At 73.3% G+C, this 26678-nt stretch carries 21 protein-coding genes; 9 read left to right on the top strand and 12 right to left on the bottom strand.

Features of this window, described 5'->3' with window-relative positions; translation table 11 throughout:
- Window positions 1–5: 5 nt before the first annotated feature.
- Genes ACZ63H_RS07245 through ACZ63H_RS07230 form a run of 4 tightly spaced genes read right to left on the bottom strand, consistent with a single transcriptional unit; the run spans window position 6 to window position 4372 of the window.
- Window positions 6–662 carry a GTP-binding protein gene (locus ACZ63H_RS07245; protein WP_469862840.1) on the bottom strand — a complete coding sequence of 219 codons (657 nt, stop codon included), beginning with the start codon at window positions 660–662 and terminating at the stop codon, window positions 6–8.
- Window positions 643–1068 (bottom strand): DUF742 domain-containing protein, encoded by a 426-nt coding sequence (locus ACZ63H_RS07240; RefSeq protein WP_469862839.1) that lies wholly within the window; start codon window positions 1066–1068, stop codon window positions 643–645. The genes ACZ63H_RS07245 and ACZ63H_RS07240 overlap by 20 nt, the downstream gene beginning before the upstream one ends.
- Window positions 1065–1562 (bottom strand): roadblock/LC7 domain-containing protein, encoded by a 498-nt coding sequence (locus ACZ63H_RS07235; RefSeq protein ID WP_318201427.1) that lies wholly within the window; start codon window positions 1560–1562, stop codon window positions 1065–1067. Before ACZ63H_RS07235 ends, ACZ63H_RS07240 begins: the two co-directional genes overlap by 4 nt.
- Window positions 1559–4372: a sensor histidine kinase gene (locus tag ACZ63H_RS07230; RefSeq protein ID WP_469862838.1), complete on the bottom strand. Its 2814-nt coding sequence runs from the start codon at window positions 4370–4372 to the stop codon at window positions 1559–1561. The genes ACZ63H_RS07235 and ACZ63H_RS07230 overlap by 4 nt, the downstream gene beginning before the upstream one ends.
- Before the next feature lie 383 nt (window positions 4373–4755).
- Here ACZ63H_RS07230 and ACZ63H_RS07225 point away from each other — a divergent pair, with 383 nt between their 5' ends.
- A complete protein-coding gene (locus tag ACZ63H_RS07225; protein WP_469862837.1) occupies window positions 4756–5544 on the top strand; it encodes a protein phosphatase 2C domain-containing protein in 789 nt (262 codons plus the stop codon).
- Between the two features lie 4 nt (window positions 5545–5548).
- On the opposite strand, the gene ACZ63H_RS07220 is transcribed toward ACZ63H_RS07225, so the two are convergent.
- Complete coding sequence (locus ACZ63H_RS07220; RefSeq protein WP_358688584.1) at window positions 5549–6040, bottom strand: MarR family winged helix-turn-helix transcriptional regulator; 492 nt, start codon at window positions 6038–6040, stop codon at window positions 5549–5551.
- Window positions 6041–6281: 241 nt separating this feature from the next.
- On the opposite strand from ACZ63H_RS07220, the gene ACZ63H_RS07215 reads away from it, so the two are divergent.
- Window positions 6282–7124 carry a lysozyme gene (locus ACZ63H_RS07215; protein ID WP_469862836.1) on the top strand — a complete coding sequence of 281 codons (843 nt, stop codon included), beginning with the start codon at window positions 6282–6284 and terminating at the stop codon, window positions 7122–7124.
- A gap of 186 nt (window positions 7125–7310) precedes the next feature.
- Window positions 7311–9659, top strand: a complete 2349-nt coding sequence (locus tag ACZ63H_RS07210) for a SpoIIE family protein phosphatase (protein WP_469862835.1) — start codon at window positions 7311–7313, stop codon at window positions 9657–9659.
- An 84-nt stretch (window positions 9660–9743) separates the two neighbouring features.
- Here ACZ63H_RS07210 and lon read toward each other — a convergent pair whose 3' ends face one another.
- Window positions 9744–12170, bottom strand: a complete 2427-nt coding sequence (gene lon, locus ACZ63H_RS07205; RefSeq protein ID WP_469862834.1) for an endopeptidase La — start codon at window positions 12168–12170, stop codon at window positions 9744–9746.
- Window positions 12171–12505: 335 nt separating this feature from the next.
- Here lon and ACZ63H_RS07200 point away from each other — a divergent pair, with 335 nt between their 5' ends.
- From ACZ63H_RS07200 to ACZ63H_RS07185, 4 genes are all read left to right on the top strand, one after another.
- Window positions 12506–13183, top strand: coding sequence for a spermine/spermidine synthase domain-containing protein (locus ACZ63H_RS07200; protein ID WP_469862833.1), 678 nt, complete (start codon window positions 12506–12508; stop codon window positions 13181–13183).
- Between the two features lie 112 nt (window positions 13184–13295).
- Window positions 13296–14036 carry a response regulator transcription factor gene (locus ACZ63H_RS07195; protein WP_030789897.1) on the top strand — a complete coding sequence of 247 codons (741 nt, stop codon included), beginning with the start codon at window positions 13296–13298 and terminating at the stop codon, window positions 14034–14036.
- Window positions 14033–15157: a sensor histidine kinase gene (locus ACZ63H_RS07190; RefSeq protein ID WP_469862832.1), complete on the top strand. Its 1125-nt coding sequence runs from the start codon at window positions 14033–14035 to the stop codon at window positions 15155–15157. Before ACZ63H_RS07195 ends, ACZ63H_RS07190 begins: the two co-directional genes overlap by 4 nt.
- A 300-nt stretch (window positions 15158–15457) precedes the next feature.
- The gene (locus tag ACZ63H_RS07185) at window positions 15458–19324 is read left to right on the top strand and encodes a multifunctional oxoglutarate decarboxylase/oxoglutarate dehydrogenase thiamine pyrophosphate-binding subunit/dihydrolipoyllysine-residue succinyltransferase subunit (protein ID WP_469862831.1); all 3867 of its coding nucleotides are present in this window, start codon (window positions 15458–15460) and stop codon (window positions 19322–19324) included.
- Between the two features lie 28 nt (window positions 19325–19352).
- Here ACZ63H_RS07185 and ACZ63H_RS07180 read toward each other — a convergent pair whose 3' ends face one another.
- Together ACZ63H_RS07180 and ACZ63H_RS07175 are read right to left on the bottom strand one after the other, a co-directional pair.
- A complete protein-coding gene (locus ACZ63H_RS07180; RefSeq protein ID WP_469862830.1) occupies window positions 19353–19556 on the bottom strand; it encodes a hypothetical protein in 204 nt (67 codons plus the stop codon).
- A gap of 327 nt (window positions 19557–19883) precedes the next feature.
- On the bottom strand, window positions 19884–20063 hold the full coding sequence (locus ACZ63H_RS07175; RefSeq protein ID WP_003992906.1) for a DUF6104 family protein: 180 nt from the start codon (window positions 20061–20063) through the stop codon (window positions 19884–19886).
- A gap of 247 nt (window positions 20064–20310) precedes the next feature.
- Here ACZ63H_RS07175 and ACZ63H_RS07170 point away from each other — a divergent pair, with 247 nt between their 5' ends.
- A complete protein-coding gene (locus ACZ63H_RS07170) occupies window positions 20311–21396 on the top strand; it encodes a DUF4097 family beta strand repeat-containing protein (RefSeq protein ID WP_469862829.1) in 1086 nt (361 codons plus the stop codon).
- A 1-nt stretch (window position 21397) separates the two neighbouring features.
- Window positions 21398–22468 carry a PadR family transcriptional regulator gene (locus ACZ63H_RS07165; RefSeq protein WP_469862828.1) on the top strand — a complete coding sequence of 357 codons (1071 nt, stop codon included), beginning with the start codon at window positions 21398–21400 and terminating at the stop codon, window positions 22466–22468.
- A gap of 741 nt (window positions 22469–23209) precedes the next feature.
- Here the strand turns inward: ACZ63H_RS07165 and ACZ63H_RS07160 are convergent.
- The 4 genes from ACZ63H_RS07160 to ACZ63H_RS07145 form a co-directional block, all read right to left on the bottom strand.
- Window positions 23210–23791: a Clp protease N-terminal domain-containing protein gene (locus ACZ63H_RS07160; RefSeq protein ID WP_469862827.1), complete on the bottom strand. Its 582-nt coding sequence runs from the start codon at window positions 23789–23791 to the stop codon at window positions 23210–23212.
- Window positions 23791–24000, bottom strand: coding sequence for a helix-turn-helix domain-containing protein (locus tag ACZ63H_RS07155; RefSeq protein ID WP_030339104.1), 210 nt, complete (start codon window positions 23998–24000; stop codon window positions 23791–23793). Before ACZ63H_RS07155 ends, ACZ63H_RS07160 begins: the two co-directional genes overlap by 1 nt.
- Window positions 24001–24114: 114 nt before the next feature.
- The gene (locus ACZ63H_RS07150) at window positions 24115–25080 is read right to left on the bottom strand and encodes a zinc-binding dehydrogenase (protein ID WP_469862826.1); all 966 of its coding nucleotides are present in this window, start codon (window positions 25078–25080) and stop codon (window positions 24115–24117) included.
- 319 nt (window positions 25081–25399) lie between these two features.
- Window positions 25400–26623 carry an NAD(P)-dependent malic enzyme gene (locus ACZ63H_RS07145; protein ID WP_469862825.1) on the bottom strand — a complete coding sequence of 408 codons (1224 nt, stop codon included), beginning with the start codon at window positions 26621–26623 and terminating at the stop codon, window positions 25400–25402.
- Window positions 26624–26678 lie beyond the last annotated feature (55 nt).

The raw sequence follows: 26678 nt of genomic DNA, 5'->3' as shown, positions 1-26678 counted from the left end.
CCGGACTACTCGGGGGTTTCGTCCAGCGCGTGGCCGACGAGGGCCAGGAGGGTCTCGATGGCCGAGAACCGCCGTCGCGCATCCATGATCATGACAGGGATGTGCGCCGGTATCGTCAGCGCCTCCCGGACGTCCTCCGGGTCGAACCGCTCGCTGCCGTCGAAGTGGTTGACCGCCACGACGTAGGGCAGCCCGCAGCTCTCGAAGTAGTCCAGCGCGGGGAAGCAGTCCTTCAGCCGGCGGGTGTCGGCCATGACGACGGCGCCGATCGCGCCGCGCACCAGGTCGTCCCACATGAACCAGAACCGCTGCTGGCCCGGCGTGCCGAACAGGTAGAGCACCAGGTCGTCGTCGAGCGTGATGCGGCCGAAGTCCATGGCCACGGTGGTGGTGAGCTTGCCCGGCGTGGCCGACAGGTCGTCGGTGCCCTCGCTGGCCTCGGTCATCAGCGCCTCGGTCTGCAGGGGCGTGATCTCCGAGACGGAGGTGACCAGGGTGGTCTTGCCGACGCCGAAGCCGCCCGCCACCACGATCTTCGTCGCGATGGGAGCGCGCGTGCGGTCGGTCTGCCAGGCCTTCAGGTCCTCGTCCGGCTCGCCGAAGGAGGCGGCGAGGGACGGTCCCCCGAAGGCGGCGGTGGCGTCAGAGACGGCGGAGTCCACTCAGCACCCTTTCCAGCAGCGCGCGGTCCGGGCGGCCGGTGCCGTGACCGGTTCCGGTGCCGTACACACGGATCTTTCCCTGGTCCGCGAGATCGCTCAGGAGGACGCGGACCACGCCGAGCGGCATCTTCAGCAGCGCGGCGATTTCGGCCACCGTGCGCATACGGCGGCAGAGTTCGACGATGGCCCGCATCTCGGGCATGCCCGGGGCGCCCTGCGGGCCTTGCGTCAGTTCCTTGCGCTCCTCCGGGGCCTCCAGCGCCGCCACGAACGTCTCCACGAGGAGGACGTGGCCGAAGCGGGTACGGCCGCCGGTGAGCGAGTAGGGGCGGACGCGGGCGGGCTTGCGGTCGCCGCCGCGTACCGGGAGCCGCTGCTTGCCGGGCTCGTTCGCGGGGCCGCTCACCGGGTGCTCCCCGTCGACTCGGACTCCATGGATTTCCGCAGCTCGCTGCGGAGTTCGGGCGTCAGGACGTGCCCGGCACGGCCCACGAACAGCGCCATGTGGTACGCCACGACGCTCATGTCGCACTCGGCGCTGCCGTGCACGCCGAGCAGCGAGCCGTCGCTGATCGACATCACGAACAGGCTGCCCTCGTCCATCGCGATCATGGTGTGCTTGACCCCGCCGAACTCCAGCAGCCGGGCGGCGCCCACGGTGAGGCTGCCGATGCCGGAGACGATGGTGGCGAGGTCGGCGGAGGAGCCGCGCGGGCCCTTCGCCGGTCGGGCCGCACGGGACTGCTCCGTGTGGGCCGGATCGGACGACAGCAGCAGCAGTCCGTCCGAGGAGACCACGGCGACGGACTGGATGCCGGGTACTTCCTCGACCAGGTTGGTCAGCAGCCAGTGCAGGTTACGGGCTTCACTGCTCAGTCCGTAGGTTGTGGGCGCGGTCAACTGCTTGCCTCCTCGGCTGTGCCCCCCGTGGCTTCTTCGGCGTGTGCGTAGCTGGCCGGCCGCCGGTGGCCGGCCGTCTTCTCGGCGATCTCCGCCTCTACGTCGCGGTAGCCGGCCTCGGCGCCGTTGCGGAAGCCGCCGAGCCTGCGGCGCAGGGCCTCGGCGTCGACGCGGGTGCCGCGCTGGCCGGCCGGGGCGGCGGGGGCGGTGATCTTGGGCGTGCGCTTGGGGAGACCCTTGCTGGTGAGCCGCTCCTCGGCGTCCGCCTCCGGGTCCTCGGCCGGCGCGTGCGCGCCGGCTTCGCCTTCGGCGGCGTCCGGGTTCGCGCCCGTGCCGCCCGTGCGGGCCTCGTCGGCGGCCGCGGGCGGCCCCTGCGGGGTGTGCTCGCCCCCGGCGGCCGGCGTGGGCGGCGTCGTCGGGGTGCCGGCCGCATCCCCCGGTTCCGTCGCGTCCTCCCGCCGCGCCGGCTCCTCCTGGGGTGTCGGCAGCAGGAGTTCCATCGTGGTCTCGGCGGGACTCTCCGCCGGCTTGGGGCGGGTCTCCGTGGGCCCGGCGGGCGGGGTGGCCTGTTCGTGGGTGTCCCGTACGGCCTGTTCGGCCAGGGCCACCAGCGGGTCCTTGGTGCGGGCCCGCAGGACGTTGGAGTTGGCCTCCGCGTCGGCGCCCGGGAGGGTGTACGTACCCGTGGTGCTGCCGGACGCGCTCGACGGCGGGAGGGTCGCCGACGGGGCCTCGGCGAGGAGCTGGGCCGGCAGGACCACGACCGCCGCGGTGCCGCCCTGCTTCTGCTCGCGCAGCTGGACCCGGACGCCGTGGCGGTGGGCGAGGCGGGCGACGACGTACAGGCCGAGGCCGAGGCCGTCGGCGTCCTCCTGGTCGTAGAGCGACCGGGGGTCGAAGTCGCCGAGGCGGGCGTTGAGGCGGGCCAGGCGTTCCTTGGCCACGCCGATGCCCTCGTCCTGGACGGAGAGCATGACCTCGCCCGACTCCAGGAGCCAGCCGGAGACCTCCACCGGCAGGTCCGGCGGGGAGAACGAGGTGGCGTTCTCCATCAGTTCGGCCAGCAGGTGGGAGAGGTCGTCGGCGGCGAACCCGGCCAGGTGCGCGTGCGGGGGCAGGGCGGCGATGCGGACGCGTTCGTAGCGCTCGATCTCGCTGACCGCCGCGCGGACCACGTCGACCAGCGGCACCGGGCCGGGGTGCTGCTGGACGTGCTCGGTACCGGCGAGGACCAGCAGGTTCTCGCTGTGCCGGCGCATGACCGTGGCGAAGTGGTCCAGCTTGAACAGGGTGGACAGGCGCTCGGGGTCCTGTTCCCGTTCCTCCAGGCCCTCGATGACCGCGAGCTGGCGCTCGACCAGGCCGAGGGTGCGCAGGGCCAGGTTGACGAAGGTGGAGCCGATGCTGGTGCGCAGCCGCTCCAGCTGGGCGGCGGACTCGGCCAGCTCGGCGCGCAGTTCCTCGCGGGCGTCGGCCATCCTCTGGCGCTGGCCCACCAGGTGCTTGCGGTCGGTCTCCAGGGTGGCCACCCGCTCGTGCAGGGCGGCGGCGTGCGCGTGCAGGGCGTTGACCGAGCGCACCACCTGGGCGAACTCGTCGTTGCGGCCGGTGAAGGCGATCGGGTCCTGGGCCGCCGGGTCCTCGGCCTCGGCCAGCCGGGCCGAGCCGCGGCGCAGCACCGACAGCGGGCGGGTCAGGCTGCGGGCCATGGCGGTGGCGACGCCGACCGCGACCAGCAGCAGCACGCCGAGGACGGCGACGCGGATCTCCAGGGCGGTGACGTCGTCGTCCCGGAGCTTCTCCAGGTCCTTGGTGCGGTGGTCGTAGAGCGCGGACTCGGCGCCGCGCATCAGGTCGACGCGGGCGGACAGGGCCGCGTCCAGCTTCTTGGTGCCGACCGTCGGTTCGCCGTCGGCGAGGGTCGGCCGGCCGGTGAGCTTGGCCAGGTACTTCTCGGCCGAGTTGACCTCGGCTCCGGTGACCGTGGAGTCGTAGGAGTCGACGGCCGCCTCGGGGGCGGTCGCGCGGAAGCCGGCGAGGGCCGCGTCGGCGCGCAGCCGGGCCTGCTGGGCGGCGGCGGTGAGCGCGTCGCGCTGCTTGCGCTCCGCGTCGCCGCCGGTGGTGGAGGTGGTGGGCAGGCCGGTGACGGGGTCGATGACCGTCCGCTCGTGGGACGGGACGTTCAGCGCGGCCAGCAGCAGGCCGCGGGCGGCGGCGGACTGCTGGACGGCGGAGTCCAGTTCGGCGAGGGCGTGGGCGCCGGAGCCGGCCCGCGGGGGCATCCGCTCGGCCAGCCGCTCGGCGAGCCGGTGCAGTTCGGTGATCGCCGCCGAGTAGGCCTGGTGGGTCTGGAGGGCGTCGGTGCGGCCGGTGAGGGCGGCCCGGCGGGCCTTGTCGATGCCGTCGAGGGCGGTGCGCAGGCGGCCCGGGAGGTCGGGGTCGGCCCGCAGTTCCCCGGCCTGCCGGTCCACGCGGGCGCTGCGGTCCTCGGCGGGCGCCTTGGACTTGGGGCGGCCGGCCGCGACGTAGGAGGTGACCTCGTCGCGTTCGTCGGCGAGGGAGTGGGCGAGGGTGAGCGCGTCCTGGGTGCGGGTGGCGAGCGTCACCAGTTCCTGGCTGTCGCCGACGTCCCGGGAGGCGGTGAGCAGCGCGGGCGCGCCGGCTCCGGCCACGGCGGCGGCCACCACGGCGACGGCGACGATCAGCCGGGTGCGCACATGGGTGGGGCGGCCGGTGCCCACGGGGGTCTGCGGGACGGTCCCCGCGGGGGCCGGCTGACTGCCTGTGCGCCGAGGCCGCTTCTTCTGCACCGGTGCTCGCATTCCTGAACTCGTGTACCCAGGGGCCCGGGTGGCGCCCCGTCATCTCGGGGCCAAGTGGTGCGTACACCCGGTTCGTATGGTTCCCGACCCTCCCAGCGCCGGTGGGCAGGGGCCGCGCATCACCTGACCCGCCACCCGAAGGAGTGAACATCGGAGGGGAGTTGGCGGGCAAGTTCCTCCGGCGCGTGCCGGACTCCGGCGTGGCGGGCCGGTTGGACGCGCGCGGCAGGCTTTGGCAATATTCGCCACCACGTCTTCCCGGAGTGCCTCATTCTTGCCCAAATCAGGCGCCTGACCTGCGAGGTCGCGTGAATCCCGCGGGTCGGCCGGCCCCTGGCGCACTGTGTGAAGGGGTCGTGCAGACTGACCGGGTGCGCACTGATCTCGTTTCGGAACCCGGCGACGCGACCCGACCCAACGAGGACTTCGCCGGTGTCGGACTACCCGCCTCCGGACAGGGAGGTTGCGTGATCGTCCTGGACGGGGTGACGCCGCCGGACGACGGCGCGGGCTGTCTGCACTCCGTGCCCTGGTTCACCGCGCGACTGGGCGGGGCGCTGACCGAACTGACCGTTTCCGGCCGAGATCTGACGCTGCCGGAGATTCTCGCGCGGGCGATCCGGCGCACCGCCGACGCCCACGCGGGCACCTGTGACCTTTCTCACCCGCGAACGCCCCAGGCAACCGTCGCCCTGGCCCGCTGGTCGGCCGCCGAGGTCGAGTACCTGGTGCTGTGCGACTCGACGCTGCTGCTGCGGGGGCCCGACGGGGAGGTGACCCCGGTGCTGGACGACCGGCTCGCCCGGCTGCCCCGCTCCGCGCTCGCCACGGACGCCCTGGTCGACGCGCACGTGCGCAACAAGGAGGGTGGCTTCTTCACGGCCGCCGCCGACCCGGCCGTGGCGGCCCGGGCGGTCACCGGTGTACTGCCCCGGCGCTCGGTGCGGGCCCTGGCCGCGCTGACGGACGGCGCGGCCCGCTGGACGGAGACGTTCCGCGTGGGCGACTGGACGGCGCTGTTCGACGTGGTCGCCAAGGAGGGTGCCCGGTCGCTGGTCGAGCGGGTGCGGGAGCTGGAGGCGGCGGACCGTCGGGAGCGGGCGTACCTGGGGCGGGGCAAGACGCATGACGACGCGACGGTGGTGTACGCGGAGCTGTGAGCCGCTACTTCGCCATGACGTCGTTCAGTCCGTGCAGCAGCCGGGCCAGCTCGGCGACCTCACGGCGGTCCCAGTGGGCGAGCTGGCGGACGTAGCGGGCGCGGCGGGCCTCGCGGACGGTGCCGACGCGGCGGCTGCCCTCCTCGGTGAGGGTGACCAGCCAGGCGCGGCCGTCGGCCGGGTCGGGTTCGCGGGCGATCAGGCCGAGTTCCTCCAGCGCGCGCAGCTGCCGGGACATGGTGGCCTTGCCGACGCCGATGTAGGCGGCGAGTTCGGTGGCCCGCTGGCCGCCGAGTTCGTCCAGCCGGATGAGCAGGCCGTAGGCGGAGGACTCCAGGTCGGGGTGGACCTCGCGGGCCATCTCGGCCTGGTTGGCCCGGGCGCGCCGCAGCAGCACGGTCAACTCGCGTTCCAGTGCCAGGAATTCCTGGTCTGCACCACTGGGCGTCACCTGGCTGGCGGCGTGAAGTCCCCCGCTGTTTCTGTCCTCGTGCACGTCAGCACCCCTGATCGGTTTCGCAGTCCTGAAAGTTTCTGTCACACGTCGTCATTGCCGCAGCTCGGTCAGTATTTCGCAGGCATAGACCAACGGCGTCGTCCGGACCCTCTTCCACGCCGTCATCTACGTGCGTAGCTTCTTTACCACGCCCTTACTGGCATGCCCACGCCCAGCCGGTCGGCGGACACCCCCCACGATCCCCACCCCGCTCCCCCACTCCCCACCCCGGAGGCACGCCATGACCGTGCTCAGACCCGGTCCCACCCGTCGTACCCGTCCGCTGCGCCCGCGCCCCCTCGCCGTCCTGGTCACGGCCCTGCTCGCGGCGCTCTCCCTCACGCTGCCCCTCACCTCAGCCCGGGCGGCGGGCACGCCCGCCCGCGGCTCCGCCTACCTGGGCATCGGCGTCCTCGCCCACGACGGCCGGGACGGCACCCCCAGCACCGGCGACGCCACCCAGACCGAGGGCGTGGACGTCTCGGCGTACCAGGGCAACGTCGCCTGGTCCACGCTGTGGGGCAGCGGGGTGCGCTGGGCGTACACGAAGGCGACGGAGGGCACGTACTACACGAACCCCTACTTCGCCCAGCAGTACAACGGCTCCTACAACGTGGGCATGATCCGCGGCGCCTACCACTTCGCCACCCCGGACACCACCAGCGGCGCCACCCAGGCCAACTACTTCGTCGACCACGGCGGCGGCTGGTCCGGGGACGGCAAGACCCTGCCCGGCGCCCTCGACATCGAGTGGAACCCGTACGGCGCCGCGTGTTACGGGAAGACCGCGAGCCAGATGGTCAGCTGGATCGCCGACTTCGTCAACACCTACAAGGCGCGCACCGGGCGGTACGCCGTGATCTACACGGCCACCAGCTGGTGGACCCAGTGCACCGGCAACTACGGCGGCTTCGCGGTGAACAACCCGCTGTGGATCGCCCGCTACGCCACCGACCCGGGGACCCTGCCGGCCGGGTGGTCGTTCTACACCATGTGGCAGTACACCTCCTCCGGCCCGACCGTCGGCGACCACGACAAGTTCAACGGCGCCCTGGACCGGGTGCAGGCCCTGGCCAACGGCTGAGGCGGCGGCCGGCCCCCGGGCCGGCCCGGGGCGGGGCGGCTGCGGCGCACACCCCGTGCGCGTCCGGCGCGCACGGGGGGCGGACGGGGGCCGTCCCCGCCCGCCGCGGCCCTGCGTTGGTGCTCCGCCCCGTCCGGGATCATGCTGGTCAGGAGAGCCTGCCGAGCAAGGGCGAGATGAGCGGCGATGGAGCGACAGTCGACGTACACGGCCACGGCCACCATCGATGAGCGGGGCATCCTGACCGGCTGGAGCGACGGCGCGCGCCGGCTGCTCGGCTACGACTCCCCGGCGGTGATCGGCCGGCCCGCCGCCGCGCTGCTCGCCACCGACCCGGCCACCGACCCGGCCGCCACCCGCCGCACGCTGGCCGGGCAGGGCCGCTGGCACGGGACCGTCCCGCTGCGCCACCAGGACGGCCGGCGCCTGGAGCTGGACGTCATCGCCCACCGCCGGACCTCCGGCACCGGGCGCACCGACTGGCTCGTGGTGAGCGCGGTGACGGCCCGGCCGCAGCCGCCCCGGGGCGACCCCCTGGAGGAGTGGACCTTCCTCCAGTCCCCCTTTCCACTGGCCCTCTTCGGCCCCGACCTGCGCCTGCTGCGGGCCAACCGCCGGCTGGAGGAGGCGCTCGCCCTGCCCGAGGCCGCGATGCGCGGGCTGCGCCTCGGCCACATCGTGCCCGGCGCCGCGAGCGAGGAGGCCGAGCGGTCCATGCGGGCCGCGCTGGAGACCGGCCGGCCGCAGGAGGCGCGCGGACCGCTCGGCCCGGACCTCCCCCGGGCCGCCGCCCTGACCCCCCTGAAGGACGCCGACGGCCGGGTCCGGGCCGTCTGCCTGTCCCTGCCGCCACCGGCCCCCGGCGGCGCCGGCCGGCAGCGCCCGGCGGGCGAGCCCGACGCCCGCGCCCGGGCGGCGGACCAGGTCCTCGCCGCCCAGGAACTGGGCAAGGCCACGGTCCCGCGGCTGGCCGACGCCATGACGGTCGACCTGCTGGACCACCCGCGCTCCGGGGCCGGCGGCCCGCCGCCGGGCCAGGTCGTGCTGCGCCGGGCCGCCCTGCGCGCGGACCCGGGAGGCGAGCCCGCCCGGGGCACCTGCGTCGGCGAGGCGGTCGTCTGCCCGGCCGGCTCGCCGCCCGCCCGGTGCCTGGCGACGGCCCGCCCGCTGCTGTACGACACGGCGGAACCGGGCATCGCCGAGTGGGCGGCGCTGGACCCGTGCGCCGGGTGGCTGCGCGCGTCCGGGACGCGGTTCCTGCTGGCGGTGCCGCTGCTCACCGGGGGCGACCCGCTCGGCGTGGCCCTGTTCGGCCGCACCTGGGGGCGGGGGCCCTTCGGACCGGAGGACGTGCGGCTCGCCGAGGAGTTCGCCGCCAAGGCCGCCGCCTGCGTCGAGCAGGCCCGCGCCGAGGCCCCGCCCCGCGCTCCGGCGCCGCTGCGGCACGGTCTGCTCCCGCACCCGCCGCCCGTCCAGGCCGCCCTGGAGATCGCCACCCGCTGCCTGCCGGCCGTGAACGGGGCCGGTCCGGGCGGCGACTGGTTCGACGTGATCCCGCTGTCGGGGGCGCGGGTGGCGCTCGTCGTGGGCGACGTGGTCGGCCACGGCATCCGCGTCTCCGCCGCCGTGGGCCGGCTGCGCACGGCGGTGCGCACCCTGGCCGACGTGGACCTGCCCCCCGACGAGCTGCTCACCCACCTGGACGACCTGGTGCTGCGGCTGGCCGCCGACGAGGGCAGCGCGGACCCGGCCGGCGAGACCGCCGGCGGCATCGGCACCACCTGCCTGTACGCCGTCTACGACCCCGTCTCGCGCCGGTGCGCGGCGGCCCGGGCCGGGCATCCGCCGCCCGCCGTGGCGGACCCGGACGGCGCCGTCCGCTTCCTCGACGTGCCCGCCGGTCCGCCGCTGGGCATGGGCGGGCCGCCCTTCGAGACGGTCGAGACGGAACTGCCCGAGGGCAGCGTCCTCGCGCTCTGCGCGAACGGGCCGTCCGGGGCCCGCGACCACGCCCTCGGCCGGGCGCTGGAAAGGGCGGCCGAAGACCCCGCGTCCCCGCTGGACTCGGTGTGCGACCGGGTCCTCACCGAGCTGCTCGGCCACCACCCCGAGGACGACATCGCCCTGCTGCTGGCCCGCACCCGGGCCCTGCACGGGGACCGGGTGGCCTGCTGGGAACTGGACAACGAGCCGACCGTGGTCTCCCGGGTCCGCCGGTACGTGGACGAGCAGCTGTCCGCCTGGGGCCTGGCGGACGCCGTGTTCACCACCGAGCTGATCGCCAGCGAGCTGGTCACCAACGCCATCCGCTACGGCCGCCCGCCCATCCGGCTGCGGCTGCTCCGCCCGGGCACCGGCCTGATCTGCGAGGTGTACGACGCCGGCGGCAGCACCCCGCACATGCGCCGGGCCCGGATCTTCGACGAGGGCGGCCGGGGCCTGCTGCTGGTCGCCCAGCTCGCCGAGCGCTGGGGCACCCGGCACGAGCGGACGGGCAAGACGGTGTGGGCGGAGCAGTCCCCGGCCGCGCCCTGAGCGGACGCCGGACGCCGGACGCGGCACGGCCGGGGCCCGGGCCTCCCTCACGGAACCCGGGCCCCGCCTTTCCCGCGGCGTCCGTCACGCCGCCACGGGAACCGCCGGCTCCGCGCCGTTCACGGCCGGCGCGAGCGCCAGTTCCAGGACCTGGCGGACGTCCGTGACGGTGTGGACGTCGAGCTTGTCCAGCACCTCGGCCGGGACGTCGTCCAGGTCGGGCTCGTTGCGCTTGGGGATGATCACGGTGGTCACCCCGGCGCGGTGGGCGGCGAGCAGCTTCTGCTTCACCCCGCCGATGGGCAGGACGCGGCCGGTCAGCGAGACCTCGCCGGTCATGGCGACGTCGGTGCGGACCAGGCGGCCGGAGAGCAGCGAGGCGAGGGCCGTGGTCATCGTGATGCCCGCGCTCGGGCCGTCCTTGGGCACCGCGCCCGCCGGGAAGTGGATGTGCACGCCCCGGTCCTTCAGGTCGGCCACCGGCAGCTCCAGCTCGGCGCCGTGGCTGCGCAGGAAGCTCAGCGCGATCTGCGCCGACTCCTTCATCACGTCGCCCAGCTGGCCGGTGAGGGTGAGCCCGGCCGCGCCCGTCTCCGGGTCGGCCAGGGACGCCTCCACGTAGAGCACGTCGCCGCCCGCGCCGGTGACCGCGAGACCGGTCGCCACGCCGGGCACGGCCGTACGGCGCTCGGCCGGGTCCTGGGCGGACTCGGGCACGTGGTGCGGCCGGCCGATCAGGTCGCGCAGATCGTCTTCGGTGACGGTGAACGGCAGCTGACGCTCGCCCAGTTCGTGCTGGGCGGCGACCTTGCGGAGCAGGCGCGCGATCGAGCGCTCCAGGGTGCGCACGCCCGCCTCGCGGGTGTACTCCCCGGCCAGCTTGCGCAGGGCGCCCTCCTCCAGGGTGACCTCGTCCCGGTCCAGGCCCGTGCGCTCCAGCTGGCGCGGGAGCAAGTGGTCACGGGCGATGACGACCTTCTCGTCCTCGGTGTAGCCGTCCAGGCGGACGATCTCCATGCGGTCGGCGAGGGCCTCCGGGATGGCCTCCAGGACGTTGGCGGTGGCGAGGAAGACCACGTCGGAGAGGTCCAGCTCGACCTCCAGGTAGTGGTCGCGGAAGGTGTGGTTCTGCGCCGGGTCGAGGACTTCGAGCAGGGCGGCGGCCGGGTCGCCCCGGAAGTCGGAGCCGACCTTGTCGATCTCATCCAGCAGGACCACCGGGTTCATCGACCCGGCCTCCTTGATCGCGCGCACGATCCGGCCGGGCAGCGCGCCGACGTACGTGCGGCGGTGGCCGCGGATCTCGGCCTCGTCGCGGACGCCGCCGAGGGCGACCCGGACGAACTTGCGGCCCATGGCGTGCGCGACGGACTCCCCGAGACTGGTCTTGCCGACGCCGGGCGGGCCCACCAGGGCGAGGACGGCGCCGCCGCGCCGCCCGCCGATGACGCCCAGGCCCCGGTCGGTGCGCCGCTTGCGCACGGCCAGGTACTCGGTGATGCGTTCCTTGACGTCCTCCAGGCCCGCGTGCTCGGCGTCCAGCACGGCCCTGGCGCCCCGGATGTCGTACGCGGAAGCGTCATCGGTCCGCTCGTTCCACGGCATCTCCAGGACGGTGTCCAGCCAGGTGCGGATCCAGGAGCCCTCGGGCGACTGGTCGGAGGCGCGCTCCAGCTTGTCGACCTCCTTCAGGGCGGCCTCGCGGACCTTCTCCGGCAGGTCGGCGGCCTCCACGCGGGCGCGGTAGTCGTCGGACTCCTCGCCCTCCTGCTCGCCGTTCAGCTCGCGCAGTTCCTTGCGGACGGCCTCCAGCTGACGGCGCAGCAGGAACTCGCGCTGCTGCTTGTCGACGCCTTCCTGGACGTCCTTGGCGATGGTCTCGGCCACCTCCTGCTCGGCGAGGTGGTCGCGCAGTTGCTGGGTGGCGAGGCGCAGGCGGGCCACCGGGTCGGCGGTCTCCAGCAGTTCGACCTTCTGTTCGGTGGTCAGGAAGGGCGAGTAGCCGGAGTTGTCGGCGAGCGCGGACACGTCGTCGATGGCCTGGACGCGGTCCACGACCTGCCAGGCGCCGCGCTTGCGCAGCCAGCTGGTGGCGAGCGCCTTGTACTCCTTGACCAGTTCGGCGACCTGCCCGGGCAGCGGCTCCGGGACGCCCTCCTCGACGCGGGCGCCCTCCACCCAGAGCGCGGCGCCCGGCCCGGTGGTGCCGGCGCCGATGCGGACCCGGTCGCGGCCGCGGATCAGGGCGCCGGGGTCACCGTCGGCCAGCCGGCCGACCTGCTCGACCGTGCCGAGGACGCCGGTCCTGGCGTACGTGCCGTCGATGCGCGGCACCAGCAGCACCTTGGGCTTTCCGGGTTCGGAACGGGCGGCGGCCTGCGCGGCCTCCACCGCGGCCCGTACCTCGGCGTCGCTCAGGTCCAGCGGAACCACCATCCCGGGCAGCACGACCTCGTCGTCGAGCGGCAGCACGGGCAGGGTCAGCGTGAACGCCGGTGACTCAGCAGCCATGATCTCCCCTTAGGCAGTCAACTTGAGCTATGCCGACTCAATGTTCCGGCGCCGCCGATTGTTCCCAGGGCCTTGTTCGCTGTGAGCGATCACGTACGGCCAAGGGAGTGCGGCGTCACGGGACTTCTCCGGGCCCCACGGGGTGGCGCGCCCTGCCGCCGGGGCCCGCGCCGGGCCGCCGGGGCGCCGCCGTCCGCGCCGGCGCCGGACGCGGGGCGGTGCGCGGCGCCCTCCCACCCGCCGGGCATCCGTGCGCCCCGCCCGGGGCCACCCGTCCGTGGGCGTCCCGCGCAAATCCCGTGACCGCCCGCCCCTGTTCGAGCAGGATGGGGGGCATGACTGCCGTGTACGACACTCCCGTGGTCCTGGATCGACGCGAAGGCCCCTACGGCGAGGTGGTGCTGCGCAGGCACGGCGCGCTCCTCCAGATCATCGCCAACGGCTGCTTCCTGATGGACACCTCCGACGGCCGCTCGGAACGGCTGCTGGTCGACGCCGCGCGGGACGCGCTGGACGGGCGGCCCGCCCCGGCGGTGCTGATCGGCGGGCTGGGCGTGGGCTTCTCGCTCGCACACGCCGCGGCCGACCCGGGGTGGGGGCGGATCACCGTCGTGGAGCGGGAGCCCGCCGTCATCGACTGGCACCGGGACGGCCCGCTGTCCGAGATCTCCGCCGGCGCGCTCGCCGACCCGCGCACCACGATCGTGCGAGCGGATCTCGTGACCTACGTCAATGAGACATCCGACACGTTCGACGCGCTGTGCCTCGACATCGACAACGGCCCCGGCTGGACCGTCACCGAGGACAACGACAGCCTCTACGCGCCGGCCGGACTCGCCGCCTGCGCACGGCTGTTGAGGCCCGGCGGAGTACTCGCGGTATGGTCCGCCGAACCCTCTCCGGAATTTGAAGGAACCTTGCGGAATGCCGGGTTCCAGCAGGTGCGTACCGAAGAGGTGCCCGTTGCCCGGGGCGTTCCCGACGTCGTCCACCTCGCCGTCCGACCTGGATAGCGACAGCGCGGCGAGTCCCCGTAATGTGCTGCCCTGACGCGGATCATTCAAGCGTCGAACGCAGACATGGGATCACCCCACGGATTCCGGAAAGCAACAACAGGGGCGGGCGATGGAGCAGACACACACCTCCCAGAGCGGCGCGGCGACGACCACCCCGGGCGCACAGCGCCGGGTGCTGGTCGTCGAGGACGACCCCACGATCGTCGACGCCATCGCGGCCCGGCTCCGCGCCGAGGGATTTCTGGTGCAAACGGCGGCCGACGGACCGGCCGCCGTCGACACGGCCGAGGCATGGCAGCCCGACCTGCTGATCCTGGACATCATGCTGCCCGGCTTCGACGGCCTCGAGGTGTGCCGGCGGGTGCAGGCGCAGCGGCCGGTGCCGGTGCTGATGCTCACCGCACGCGACGACGAGACGGACATGCTGGTCGGGCTCGGCGTGGGCGCCGACGACTACATGACCAAGCCGTTCTCCATGCGGGAACTGGCGGCCCGGGTGCACGTGCTGCTGCGCCGGGTGGAGCGGGCCGCGCTGGCCGCCGCCACGCCCCGCACCGGCATCCTGCGCCTCGGCGAACTGGAGATCGACCACGCGCAGCGCCGGGTGCGGGTGAAGTCCGAGGACGTCCACCTGACGCCCACCGAGTTCGACCTGCTGGTGTGCCTGGCGAACACCCCGCGCGCGGTGCTCTCCCGGGAGCAGCTGCTGGCCGAGGTGTGGGACTGGGCGGACGCCTCCGGCACCCGCACGGTCGACAGCCACATCAAGGCGCTGCGGCGCAAGATCGGCGCCGAGCGCATCCGGACCGTGCACGGCGTGGGCTACGCGCTGGAGACACCGGCCCCGTGAGCGACAGCGGGCGCCAGGCCGCACGGAGGAGCCCCGGGATCCTCGGCGAGGAGCCCTGGGGCGGCGTACGCCCGTTCTCGATCAAGACCAAGCTGGGCGCGCTCGTCGTCATCGCGGTGCTGATCACCACCGGACTGTCGATCGTCGCGGTGCACACCAAGACGGAGCTGCGCTTCATCACGGTCTTCTCGATGATCGCCACCCTGCTCATCACCCAGTTCGTGGCGCACTCGCTGACCATGCCGCTGGACGAGATGAACACGGTGGCCCGCTCCATATCGCACGGCGACTACACCCGCCGGGTGCGGGAGAACCGCCGGGACGAGCTCGGCGACCTGGCCCAGACGATCAACGTCATGGCCGACGAGCTGGAGGCCCAGGACAACCAGCGCAAGGAGCTGGTGGCGAACGTCTCGCACGAGCTGCGCACCCCGATCGCCGGGCTGCGCGCGGTGCTGGAGAACATCGTCGACGGGGTCACCGAGGCCGACCCGGAGACCATGCGGACGGCCCTGAAGCAGACCGAGCGGCTCGGCCGCCTGGTGGAGACCCTGCTGGACCTGTCCCGGCTGGACAACGGCGTGGTGCCGCTGAAGGCCCGGCGGTTCGAGGTGTGGCCGTACCTGTCGGGCGTGCTGAAGGAGGCCAACATGGTCGCCTCCGCGCGCGCGGGCATCGCCTCCGGCTCGGGCAGCCACAGCCGCACGGACGTCCATCTACACCTGGACGTCACACCGCCGGAGCTGACCGCGCACGCGGACCCCGAGCGCATCCACCAGGTCGTCGCCAACCTGATCGACAACGCGGTCAAGCACAGCCCCCCGCACGGCCGGGTCACCGTACGGGCGCGGCGCGGGCCGCAGCCGGAGTCGCTGGTGCTGGAGGTCCTGGACGAGGGCCCCGGCATCCCCCGCTCCGAGTGGCACCGGGTCTTCGAGCGGTTCAACCGGGGTGCCGCGACCCGGCCGCACGGCCCGGGCAGCGACGGCGGCACCGGGCTCGGGCTGGCCATCGCCCGGTGGGCGGTGGATCTGCACGGCGGCCGGATCGGCGTGGCCGAATCCGAGCGTGGCTGCCGGATCATCGTCACTCTTCCGGGACTGACTTCCCCGGCTAGTTGACGTAAGGTCCGAACCGGAAGACCAAGATCCACGCCGGTCGCCGCGCGTTCGCGCAGCTCGACACGTGTGATCAGCGCAGGCCCGGGGCACCCGTCGGACGACGGCGCGCCGGGCCGCGCCGCCGCACCCTCTCCTGCGCGGAACCACGCTTGTTTCCCGCCATATCAAGCCCCGAAACAAGATTTCCGATGTGACTTACGCGACGATGACCATGCCCGACCTGACCTTCCCGGCCAGGGAGGCGTAGCCTTTATTCCCGCTGTCCATCACCTTGTGAAGCGGAAGAGGGCGGTTGCCGCCGTGTCGCCACAGTCCCCCAGTAACTCATCGAGCATCTCCACCGACGACCAAGCCGGGAAGAACCCCGCCGCCGCGTTCGGTGCGAACGAATGGCTCGTCGACGAGATCTATCAGCAGTACCTCCAGGACCCGAATTCCGTAGACCGCGCCTGGTGGGACTTCTTCGCCGACTACAAGCCGGGTGCTCCTGCCACCCCGGCCCCGGCGGGCACTGCGGCCACGGGGGCCGCAGAGACCACCCCGGCCCCGCAGGCACCCGCGGCCCCGGCCCCGGCCCCCCAGGCCGCCGCCCCGGCCCCGAAGCCCGCCGCGGCCCCCGCCCAGGCGCCCGCGGCCCCCGCCCAGGCGCCCGCGGCCCCCGCTCAGGCACCCGCGGCGAAGGCCGCCCCGGCCAAGCCGGCGCAACCCGCACAGGCGCCCGCTCGGCCGAAGACCGGTGCAAGCACCGGCTCCACTGGAGCGGCCGACGCCGCGCGGTCTTCGGCGAAGGAGGCCCCGGAGGGTCCCGAGCTGGTCACGCTGCGCGGCCCGTCCGCCGCCGTGGCGAAGAACATGGACGCCTCGCTGGAGATGCCGACCGCCACCTCGGTCCGCGCCGTCCCGGTGAAGCTCCTGTTCGACAACCGGATCGTCATCAACAACCACCTCAAGCGCGCCCGCGGCGGGAAGATCTCCTTCACGCACATCATCGGGTACGCGATGGTGCAGGCCATCAAGGCCATGCCGTCGATGAACTGGGCGTACGGCGTCAAGGACGGCAAGCCGACCCTGATCAAGCCGGCGCACGTCAACCTCGGCCTGGCCATCGACCTGGTCAAGCCCAACGGTGACCGCCAGCTCGTCGTGGCCGCCATCAAGAAGGCCGAGACGCTGAACTTCTTCGAGTTCTGGCAGGCCTACGAGGACATCGTCCGCCGCGCCCGCGACGGCAAGCTGACGATGGACGACTTCTCCGGCGTCACGGTCTCCCTGACCAACCCCGGCGGCCTCGGCACCGTCCACTCCGTGCCGCGTCTGATGCCCGGCCAGTCCGTGATCATGGGCGTCGGCTCCATGGACTACCCGGCGGAGTTCCAGGGCACCAGCCAGGACACCCTGAACAAGCTCGGCGTCTCCAAGGTCATGACGCTCACGTCGACCTACGACCACCGGGTCATCCAGGGCGCCGCCTCCGGCGAGTTCCTGCGCCAGGTGGCCAACCTGCTGCTCGGCGAGAACGGCTTCTACGACGACATCTTCGAGGCGCTGCGCATCCCCTACGAGCCGGTCCGCTGGCTCAAGGACATCGACGCCAGCCACGACGACGACGTCACCAAGGCCGCCCGCGTCTTCGAGCTGATCCACTCCTACCGGGTCCGCGGCCACGTCATGGCCGACACCGACCCGCTGGAGTACAAGCAGCGCAAGCACCCCGACCTGGACATCGTCGAGCACGGCCTCACCCTGTGGGACCTGGAGCGCGAGTTCGCCGTCGGCGGCTTCGCCGGCAAGTCGATGATGAAGCTGCGCGACATCCTCGGCGTGCTCCGCGACTCGTACTGCCGCACCACCGGCATCGAGTTCATGCACATCCAGGACCCCAAGCAGCGCAAGTGGATCCAGGACCGGGTGGAGCGCCCGCACTCCAAGATGGAGCGCGAGGAGCAGCTGCGCATCCTGCGCCGGCTGAACGCCGCCGAGGCGTTCGAGACCTTCCTGCAGACCAAGTACGTCGGCCAGAAGCGGTTCTCGCTGGAGGGCGGCGAGTCCGTCATCCCGCTGCTCGACGCGGTGATCGACTCCGCCGCCGAGTCCCGCCTGGACGAGGTCGTCATCGGCATGGCCCACCGCGGCCGGCTGAACGTCCTCGCCAACATCGTCGGCAAGTCGTACGCGCAAATCTTCCGCGAGTTCGAGGGCAACCTCGACCCGAAGTCGATGCACGGCTCCGGCGACGTGAAGTACCACCTGGGCGCCGAGGGCACCTTCACCGGCCTGGACGGCGAGCAGATCAAGGTCTCGCTGGTCGCCAACCCCTCCCACCTGGAGGCCGTCGACCCGGTCCTGGAGGGTGTCGCCCGCGCCAAGCAGGACATCATCAACAAGGGCGGCACGGACTTCACGGTGCTGCCGGTGGCGATCCACGGCGACGCGGCCTTCGCGGGCCAGGGCGTGGTGGCCGAGACCCTGAACATGTCGCAGCTGCGCGGCTACCGCACCGGCGGCACGGTCCACATCGTCATCAACAACCAGGTCGGCTTCACCGCGGCCCCCGAGTCCTCGCGTTCCTCCATGTACGCGACGGACGTGGCCCGCATGATCGAGGCCCCGATCTTCCACGTCAACGGCGACGACCCCGAGGCCGTCGTGCGCGTGGCGCGGCTCGCCTTCGAGTTCCGCCAGGCGTTCAACAAGGACGTGGTGATCGACCTCATCTGCTACCGCCGCCGCGGTCACAACGAGTCGGACAACCCGGCCTTCACCCAGCCGCTGATGTACGACCTGATCGACAAGAAGCGCTCGGTGCGCAAGCTGTACACCGAGTCGCTGATCGGTCGCGGCGACATCACCCTGGAAGAGGCCGAGCAGGCGCTCCAGGACTACCAGGGTCAGCTGGAGAAGGTCTTCACGGAGGTCCGCGAGGCCACCTCGCAGCCGGCCGCCGGGGACGTCCGGGCGCCCCAGGACGGCTTCCCGGTCGCCGTGCCGACCGCGATCTCCTCGGAGGTCCTCAAGCGGATCGCCGAGTCCCAGGTCAACATCCCCGACACCATCACCGTCCACCCGCGGCTGCTGCCGCAGCTCCAGCGCCGCGCGGCGATGGTGGAGGACGGCACGATCGACTGGGGCATGGGCGAGACCCTCGCCATCGGCTCCCTGCTGCTGGACGGCACCCCGGTCCGGCTGGCCGGCCAGGACTCCCAGCGCGGCACCTTCGGCCAGCGCCACGCGGTGCTGATCGACCGGGAGACCGGCGAGGAGTACACCCCGCTGCAGTACCTCTCCGAGGACCAGGCGCGGCTGAACGTCTACAACTCGCTGCTGTCCGAGTACGCGGCGATGGGCTTCGAGTACGGCTACTCGCTGGCCCGCCCGGACGCGCTGGTGATGTGGGAGGCCCAGTTCGGCGACTTCGTCAACGGCGCCCAGACGGTCGTCGACGAGTTCATCTCGTCGGCGGAGCAGAAGTGGAGCCAGACCTCCGGCGTCGTCCTGCTGCTCCCGCACGGCTACGAGGGCCAGGGCCCGGACCACTCCTCCGCGCGCCCCGAGCGGTTCCTCCAGCTGTGCGCGCAGAACAACATGACGGTCGCCATGCCGACCTCTCCGTCGAACTACTTCCACCTCCTGCGGTGGCAGGTGCACAACCCGCACCACAAGCCGCTGGTCGTCTTCACCCCGAAGTCGATGCTGCGCCTGAAGGCCGCCGCGTCGAAGGCGGACGAGTTCACGAACGGCCAGTTCCGCCCGGTCATCGGCGACGCCACGGTCGACCCGGCCGCGGTCCGCAAGGTCGTCTTCTGCGCCGGCAAGGTCTACTACGACCTGGAGGCCGAGCGGCAGAAGCGGGGCGTGACGGACACGGCGATCATCCGCATCGAGCGGCTGTACCCGCTGCCGGGTGACGAGCTCCAGGCGGAGGTCAACAAGTACCCGAACGCCGAGAAGTACCTCTGGGCGCAGGAGGAGCCGGCGAACCAGGGTGCGTGGCCGTTCATCGCGCTCAACCTGATCGACCACCTGGACCTGGCGGTCGGCGCGGACATCCCGGCCGGCGAGCGGCTGCGGCGCATCTCGCGTCCGCACTCCTCGTCGCCCGCGGTGGGCTCCGCGAAGCGGCACCAGGCCGAGCAGGAGCAGCTCGTGCGTGAGGTGTTCGAGGCGTAGGCCTCCCGAAAAGGGCCCGGTACCGAGTTCACGCTCGGTGCCGGGCCCTTTCGCGTCGGCCGGGGTAGGCCTCGAAGTCCCGGTGCGGCCCGGCCCGCCGCCGCGCCGAGAGGGCGTGCGGGTGCTGTGCGCCCAGGGCGCGGGTGAGGAGAGCGTCCTCCTCCTGCTTGCCCGCCCCGTCCTGTTCCTTCGCCGCCCGGAGGTCCGCGGCGAGCGCCTCCTGGCGGGACACGGTCAGCGGGTGTCGTGACCGGGCGCGTGGCGGGACCGGCGCGGGGTGTCGCGGCTCGGTTCCACCGCGCCCCCGATCCGCCCGCAGAGTCGCGTCCGCCGGCCGCGTTGCGGGCGCGGCCCGGCACGCTCGGGTGGTCCGGACCGAGCGCGGCGCCCGGCCCGGCGAGCGCGGACTCGGGCATGGGCAGCGGCTCGGCCGGCTCGTCGGCGGCCGCATCACCGGCCCGGTGCCGCACCGCATGCCGGTGGCCACGGGGCGGAAGCGGCCGTACGCGCGCTCCGCGCGCCCGGCTGGGTCCGGCCTCCGCGCCGGGGGCTCGCCGGCCTACTCGTCGTCCTCGTCGTCGAGCCGGGCGAGCCAGGTGGCCAGCCGCTCCACGGGCACCTCGAAGTCGGGGTTCAGGTCCACGAACGTGCGCAACTGCTCAGCGAGCCACTCGAAGGTGACCTCTTCCTCGCCACGCCGCTTCTCCAGCTCCTCGATACCGCGGTCGGTGAAGTACATAGGGGCTACGTCTCCTGCGTAAACATCCAGCCGGCAACTCTCCCCACCAGCGTATGCCGCCGCCGCGGCGGGCCGGACAGGGGCGGTCGCGGACCGGACGGGCGCGGCCGCACGCGCCGCTCGGGCCGGGTACGGGGTCGCGCGGCCACTCGAAAGTGTGTCTTGACTTCCCCTGGCCGCGATATATCGTGTTTTGCAGGGGACGCGATATGGCGCGTCGTCGCTCCGGCCCGGCCGAGGAGGTCCCATGTCCGAGTGGTCCGTCACCGAACCCAAGAAGCTGACCTTCGACAGCCCCGTGCGCGAGCTCCAGGTCCGCATCATCAACGGCACGGTGAACGTGGTCGGCACGGAGGAGACGACGGCCCGCCTGGAGGTCTCGGAACTCGACGGCCCGCCCCTGGTGGTCACCCAGACCGACACCACGCTGACCGTGGCCTATGAAGACCTGCCCTGGAAGGGCCTCCTCAGGTGGATCGAGCGCAGGGGCTGGCGCCGCAGCGCGGTGGTCTCCCTGGCGGTCCCGGCGGACACGCGCGTGGAGGTGGGCGTGGGGGGCGCCGGCACGGTGGTCTCGGGCATGCGCGGCCCGGCGGTGATCAGGGGGGTGAACGGCGACACCACCCTGGTCGGCGTCTCGGGCCCGGTCCGCGCGGAGACCGTCTCGGGAAGCGTGGAGGCCCAGGCGGTCACCGGGGACCTGACGTTCCACTCCGTGTCGGGAGACCTCACCGTGGTCGACGGCTCGGGCCCCTCGGTGCGCGCCGACACCGTGAGCGGCTCGATGATCGTCGACCTGGACCCGGACGGCCCCACGAACGTCGGCCTGACCAGCGTCTCCGGTGAGATCGCCATCCGCCTGCCGCAGCCGGCGGACGCCGAGGTGGAGGCGAACACCGCGAGCGGTGTGATCTCCAACGCCTTCGAGGGGCTGCGGGTGCAAGGCCAGTGGGGCATGCACAAGATCACCGGCCGCCTCGGCGCGGGCACGGGCAGGCTGCGGGCCACCACGGTCTCCGGCTCGATAGCCCTGCTGCGCCGCCCGCCCCGGGACGAGGAGGAGGCGCGCGCCGGAGACCCCAGGCCCCCGCGGGACCCCGACACGGGCACGGACAAGGGCACGGGCCCGGCCACCGGCAGGGGCGCGAGCGGAGGCACGGACACCGGCGCCGGCACGACGGACGGCACCGCCCCCACCGCACCGGACGCCCGAACGGCATCCCACCCGGCCGATCGCTCCCCGGCCGCCCCGGGGGACAATTCCGTCTCCGGCCAGGACGCCGCCGCCACCGGCGCACCGGCCGACGGCACGACCGACAAGAAGGTGCTCTGACATGCCTCCCGTCTTCGCCCACGGCCGCCTGCGCCTGTACCTGCTCAAACTGCTCGACGAGGCCCCGCGCCACGGCTATGAGGTGATCAGGCTCCTGGAGGAACGCTTCCAGGGCCTCTACGCCCCCTCGGCGGGCACGGTCTACCCGCGCCTGGCCAAGCTGGAGGCGGAGGGCCTGGTCCGGCACACCACCGAGGGCGGCCGCAAGGTGTACGCCATCACGGACGCGGGCCGCGCCGAGCTGGCCGACCGCAGCGGTGAGCTGGCCGACCTGGAGCTGGAGATCCGCGAGTCGGTCGCGGAGCTGGCCGCCGAGATCAGGGCCGACGTGCGCGGCGCGGCCGGCGACCTGCGCCGCGAGATGCGAGCCGCCGCCTCCGAGGCACGCCGCGCACGGACGCCCGGGGAGGACTTCGCCCACGGGGAGTACGGCGAGCCGGGTGACAAGGAGGCGTGGAAGGCCGCCAAGGAGGAGATGCGCCGGGCCAGGCAGGAGTGGAAGGAGCAGGCGCGGCGCGCGAAGGACGAGAGCCGCCGGGCCCGCGAGGAGGCCCAGCGGGCCCGCCGCCAGGCCCAGGAGGCACAGGCGCGGGCGCGGGTCCAGGCGCAGGAGGAGGTGCAGCGCATCGCCCGGCGCGTCCAGGACCACTTCACGCGCGGCGACTGGCCGACGGGCCTGCGCGAGGGCCTGTCCGAACTGGCGAGGGAGTTCGGCGAATTCGGAAAGGACTTCGGCAAGGACTGGGGAAGGGGCCCGGGCAAGGACTTCGGCGGGGACTGGGGTTCCCCCCGCGCCGGCGAGGAGACACCCCGGCCCGCCCCGTCCTCGGAGCCGCACTACACCCCGGCCCCGGAGGACTTCCCCGCCGGGTACGAACCGAGCTGGGCCCACGAGACGCCCACCGGCGACCCGGTCCGCGACCTGGACCGCCTCCTGGACCGCTTCCGCGACGACATCCGGGACGCGGCCCGGGACAACGGCATCACCCCGGCCCAACTCCGGGAAACCCGCCACCACCTCACCGAGGCAGCGGCCCACATCGCGGCCCTCCTCCACCCGCACACCCCCTGACCGCCCCCACACCAGCCCTCGGGCACCCCCGCCCTCCGCCAACCGACCCGCCCGGAGAGGCCCACCTCCCAGCCGACCGATTCGGGGGAGGCACAGGCAAGCTCCCGGGAACCAGGGGGAAGCCCTGGAGACCCACCTCCCGGCCGGTCGAGCGGAGCGGCCCCGCGGGCAAGCCCCTGGGGCCGGGGCGGAGCCCTGCGCTGCCCTCCCCCCTCCAGCCGACCAAGTCGGGGGAGGGCGAGCAGACTCCCCGGGCCAGGGCCAGGGGCCCAGGCAGGGGCCCACCTCCCGGCCGGCCAACCGACTCGACGGACGAGCAGGCGAACTCTCGGGCCGACGGCGGAACCCCGGAGACCCGCTTCCAGTCGACCGAGACGGGCGGACCCGTGGGCGCGCTCCCGGGGCAAGGGACCCCAGAGGTCCGTCTCCCGGCCAACCGAGTCGACCGGCCGGACAGCTGGGCGAACTCCCGGGCCGAGGGCGGAACCCCGGAGACCCGCCTCCAGTCGACCGAGACGGGCGGACCCGCGGGCGCGCTCCCGGGGCAAGGGACCCCAGAGGTCCGTCTCCCGGCCAACCGAGTCGACCGGCCGGACAGCTGGGCGAACTCCGGGGCTGAGGGCGGAACCCCGGAGGCCCGGCTCCGGCCGGCCGAGTCGGGCAGGTGCGCGGGCAACCCCCGAGGCAGGGGCGGAGCCCGGCGGGCGGGCGGGCCCGGGGTCCGGGGCGGCCCCGCGGCGGTCACCCTCCAGTCGAGCGAGTCGAGCGAGTCGGGTGGGCGGGTGGGCAGACCCTCGACACCTCCTCGAAGGTCACCCCGAAGTCCGCCAGCACCTCCCCGCCCACCCCCGGCAAAGCCGTGAGCGCCAGCAACAGATGCTCACCCCCGACAAACCGCTCCCCCCGCCCGAGGGCCACCCGCAACGCCCGCTCCAGCACGTCCTTGGCCCCCCGGCCGAACCGGGGCCGGCGCCCGGCCCGCCACGTCCGCTTCCCCGCGTCCGCGGCCATCGCTCCGACTCCGTGCACCTCCTCCACCCGGGCCACGATCTCCCCGACGTCGATCCCCAGCCCCGCGAGCGCCTCCGCCTCGGCCCGGGTCAGCCCCGCCCTCCGCCGCGCCTCGCCCAGGGCGCCACGCACCGCGTCCCGCGACGGCGCGAGCCCGAGGGCGGACAGCGCGAAGGAGGCCCGGCTTCCCTCGCTGTCGAGCAGGGCCAGCAGCAGATGCTCGGGCCCCACGGTCCGCTCCCCGCCCTGCCGCGCCCGCGCGACCGCTCCCTCGACCACCGCCCGCGCGTCCTTGGTGAACCGCTCGAACATCAACGCCTCCCGTACTTCTTGTGCACGGCCTGCCTGCTGACACCCAGCTCCGCGGCGATCTCCTGCCACGACCAGCCCTGATTGCGCGCGCTGCGCACCTGCACCGCCTCCAGCTGCTCCAGCAGCCGGCGCAGCGCGGCCACGGCCCGCAGCCCGACCCGTGGATCACGGTCACCGGCACGCTCGGCGAGATCGGTTGCCTCACTCATGCCGTCAATGTAGGTTGACACCTCTCCTTCGTCAACCACAGTTGACAGCCCGGGCACGCGAAAGGCGGGCCCGGCACCCCGGACCCGCCCTTCACCCCAACGTCTCGTCGAACCTCAGGAGTTGGTGAGCACGATCTTCCCGAACTGCTCCCCCGACGCCAGCCGCTCGAAGCCCTCCCGGGCCCGGTCCAGGGGCAGTTCCTCGTCGATGACGGGCCGCACCCCGGTCACCGCGCAGAAGGAGAGCAGGTCCTCCAGCTCGTCCTTGGTGCCCATCGTGGAGCCGACGACCTTCAGTTCGAGGAAGAAGATCCGGGTCAGCTCGGCGTGCGAGGGCCGGTCCCCGCTGGTGGCCCCGGAGATGACGAGCGTGCCGCCGGGCCGCAGGGACTTCACCGAGTGGGACCAGGTCGCGGCGCCCACGGTCTCGATGACGGCGTCCACCCGCTGCGGCAGCCGGGCCCCCGGCTCCAGCGCCTCCACGGCCCCCAGTTCCACGGCCCGCTTCCGCTTCGCCTCGTCCCGGCTGGTGGCGAAGACGCGCAGCCCGGCCGCCTTGCCGAGGACGATCGCGGCGGTGGCGACACCACCGCCCGCACCCTGCACGAGGACCGAGTCACCGGGCCGTACCCCGGCGTTGGTGAACAGCATCCGGTACGCGGTCAGCCAGGCCGTGGGCAGACAGGCGGCCTCGGCGAAGGACAGTTCCCTCGGCTTGGGCAGGACGTTCCAGGTCGGCACGGCGACCTGTTCGGCGAAGGTGCCCTGGTAGCGCTCGGTGAGGATGGAACGCGGCTCACCGGGGCCGACGCCGTGACCGGTCTGGCCGATGACGGAGTGCAGGACGACCTCGTTGCCGTCCGCGTCGACACCGGCCGCATCGCAGCCGAGGATCATCGGCAGCCGGTCCTCCGGGAGGCCGACGCCCCGCAGGGACCAGAGGTCGTGATGGTTGAGGGAAGCGGCGCGCACGGTGATGGTGCTCCAGCCGGGACGGGCCTCGGGAGCCGGACGCTCCCCCAACTCGAGGCCGGTGAGCGGCTGGTCGCGGTCGATTCGGGCGGCGTAGACAGCGAACATGCAGCCGACGATAGGGGCGCGACGCACCCGGCGGAACCGGGCGCCCCTGTGACACATGCCCTCTTGCGCAACGGCACCCGTGCGGCGCACGACCACCGGCACCCCGCCCGCCGGCCTCCGAGCCGCACGTCCCGGACGGCGGGTTCCGGACACCCGGACGGCGCTCGCCAGACCCCCGGACGGCGCTCACCAGGTCCCCCGGCCCCGGACGGCACTCGCCAGGATCCCCGGGCCCCCGGACGGCACTCGCCAGTGCCCCGACGGTGCGGTGGGCAAAAAAATGGTCCCGCCCTGACGGGCGGGACCATGCGGCGCGACGTCAGCGACGCGCGACACCCGCGGCGCGCGCGGCGGCCGCGACCGCCGCGGTGACCGCCGGGGCGACCCGCTCGTCGAACGGCGACGGGATCACGTAGTCGGCGGCGAGATCGTCACCGACCACCGCGGCCAGCGCCTCGGCGGCGGCGATCTTCATCCCCTCCGTGATCCGCGTGGCCCGCACCTGGAGGGCGCCGGCGAAGATGCCGGGGAAGGCCAGCACGTTGTTGATCTGGTTGGGGAAGTCCGAGCGCCCGGTGGCGACGACCGCCGCGTACTTGTGCGCGACGTCCGGGTGCACCTCGGGGTTCGGGTTGGCCATCGCGAACACGAAGGCGCCCTTCGCCATGGAGGCCACGGCCTCCTCGGGGACCGTACCGCCGGAGACGCCGATGAACACGTCCGCACCCGCGAGGGCGTCCTCCAGCGAGCCGGTGAGGCCGGCCTTGTTGGTGAAGCCGGCCAGCTCGCGCTTGACCGCGGTCAGGTCGTCCCGGTCGGCCGAGACCACGCCCTTGCGGTCGGTCACCGCCACGTCCCCGATGCCGGCCTCGACCAGCATCCTGGCGATGGCGACACCGGCCGCGCCGGCGCCCGAGATGACGGCCCGCAGCTGCCCGATCTCGCGTCCGCTCAGCCGCGCCGCGTTGCGCAGCGCCGCGAGCGTCACGACGGCCGTGCCGTGCTGGTCGTCGTGGAAGACCGGGATGTCCAGGCGCTCCTGGAGCCGGCGCTCGATCTCGAAGCACCGGGGGGCCGAGATGTCCTCCAGGTTCACTCCGCCGAAGGAGGGAGCGAGCCGGACGACGGTCTCCACGATGTCGTCGACGTCGGTGCAGTCGAGGGCGATCGGGACCGCGTCCACGCCTCCGAACTGCTTGAACAGGATGGCCTTGCCCTCCATCACGGGGAGGGAGGCCTGGGGACCGATGTCCCCGAGCCCGAGCACGGCCGTACCGTCGGTCACGACGGCGACCACACTGGATTTCCACGTGTAGTCGTTGACCAGCTCCGGCTGTTCCGCGATCGCGGTGCACACGCGCGCGACTCCGGGCGTGTACGCGAGGGAAAGGTCGTCCTTGTCGCGGACCGGCACGGTGGCCTGCACAGCCATCTTGCCGCCGCGGTGCAGCGCGAACACGGGATCGAAGGAATCGAGGGGCTCGGCCCCGCCGTCCTGCTCCGTTGTGTCGTCGCTGCGAGGATTGACGATCTCCGCTGCCACTTTGTCTTACCCCTTAGGTATGCATGGTTTGAGGGTCGACCACTCCTGGTGAGGG

The sequence above is a fragment of the Streptomyces sp. NPDC104831 genome, from assembly GCF_055583025.1.
The sequence above is the reverse complement of the archived record's forward strand: the minus strand, read 5'-3'. Positions and strand labels throughout refer to the sequence as shown.

Bases quoted from the DNA above. Each gene is read 5' to 3' on its own strand.
- ACZ63H_RS07170 (WP_469862829.1), top strand. From the start codon at position 20,311: ATGTCCGAGTGGTCCGTCACCGAACCCAAGAAGCTGACCTTCGACAGC.
- ACZ63H_RS07195 (WP_030789897.1), top strand. From the start codon at position 13,296: ATGGAGCAGACACACACCTCCCAGAGCGGCGCGGCGACGACCACCCCG.
- ACZ63H_RS07200 (WP_469862833.1), top strand. From the start codon at position 12,506: ATGACTGCCGTGTACGACACTCCCGTGGTCCTGGATCGACGCGAAGGC.
- ACZ63H_RS07160 (WP_469862827.1), bottom strand. From the start codon at position 23,791: ATGTTCGAGCGGTTCACCAAGGACGCGCGGGCGGTGGTCGAGGGAGCG.
- ACZ63H_RS07165 (WP_469862828.1), top strand. From the start codon at position 21,398: ATGCCTCCCGTCTTCGCCCACGGCCGCCTGCGCCTGTACCTGCTCAAA.
- ACZ63H_RS07175 (WP_003992906.1), bottom strand. From the start codon at position 20,063: ATGTACTTCACCGACCGCGGTATCGAGGAGCTGGAGAAGCGGCGTGGC.
- ACZ63H_RS07215 (WP_469862836.1), top strand. From the start codon at position 6,282: ATGACCGTGCTCAGACCCGGTCCCACCCGTCGTACCCGTCCGCTGCGC.
- ACZ63H_RS07150 (WP_469862826.1), bottom strand. From the start codon at position 25,080: ATGTTCGCTGTCTACGCCGCCCGAATCGACCGCGACCAGCCGCTCACC.
- ACZ63H_RS07210 (WP_469862835.1), top strand. From the start codon at position 7,311: ATGGAGCGACAGTCGACGTACACGGCCACGGCCACCATCGATGAGCGG.
- ACZ63H_RS07155 (WP_030339104.1), bottom strand. From the start codon at position 24,000: ATGAGTGAGGCAACCGATCTCGCCGAGCGTGCCGGTGACCGTGATCCA.
- lon (WP_469862834.1), bottom strand. From the start codon at position 12,170: ATGGCTGCTGAGTCACCGGCGTTCACGCTGACCCTGCCCGTGCTGCCG.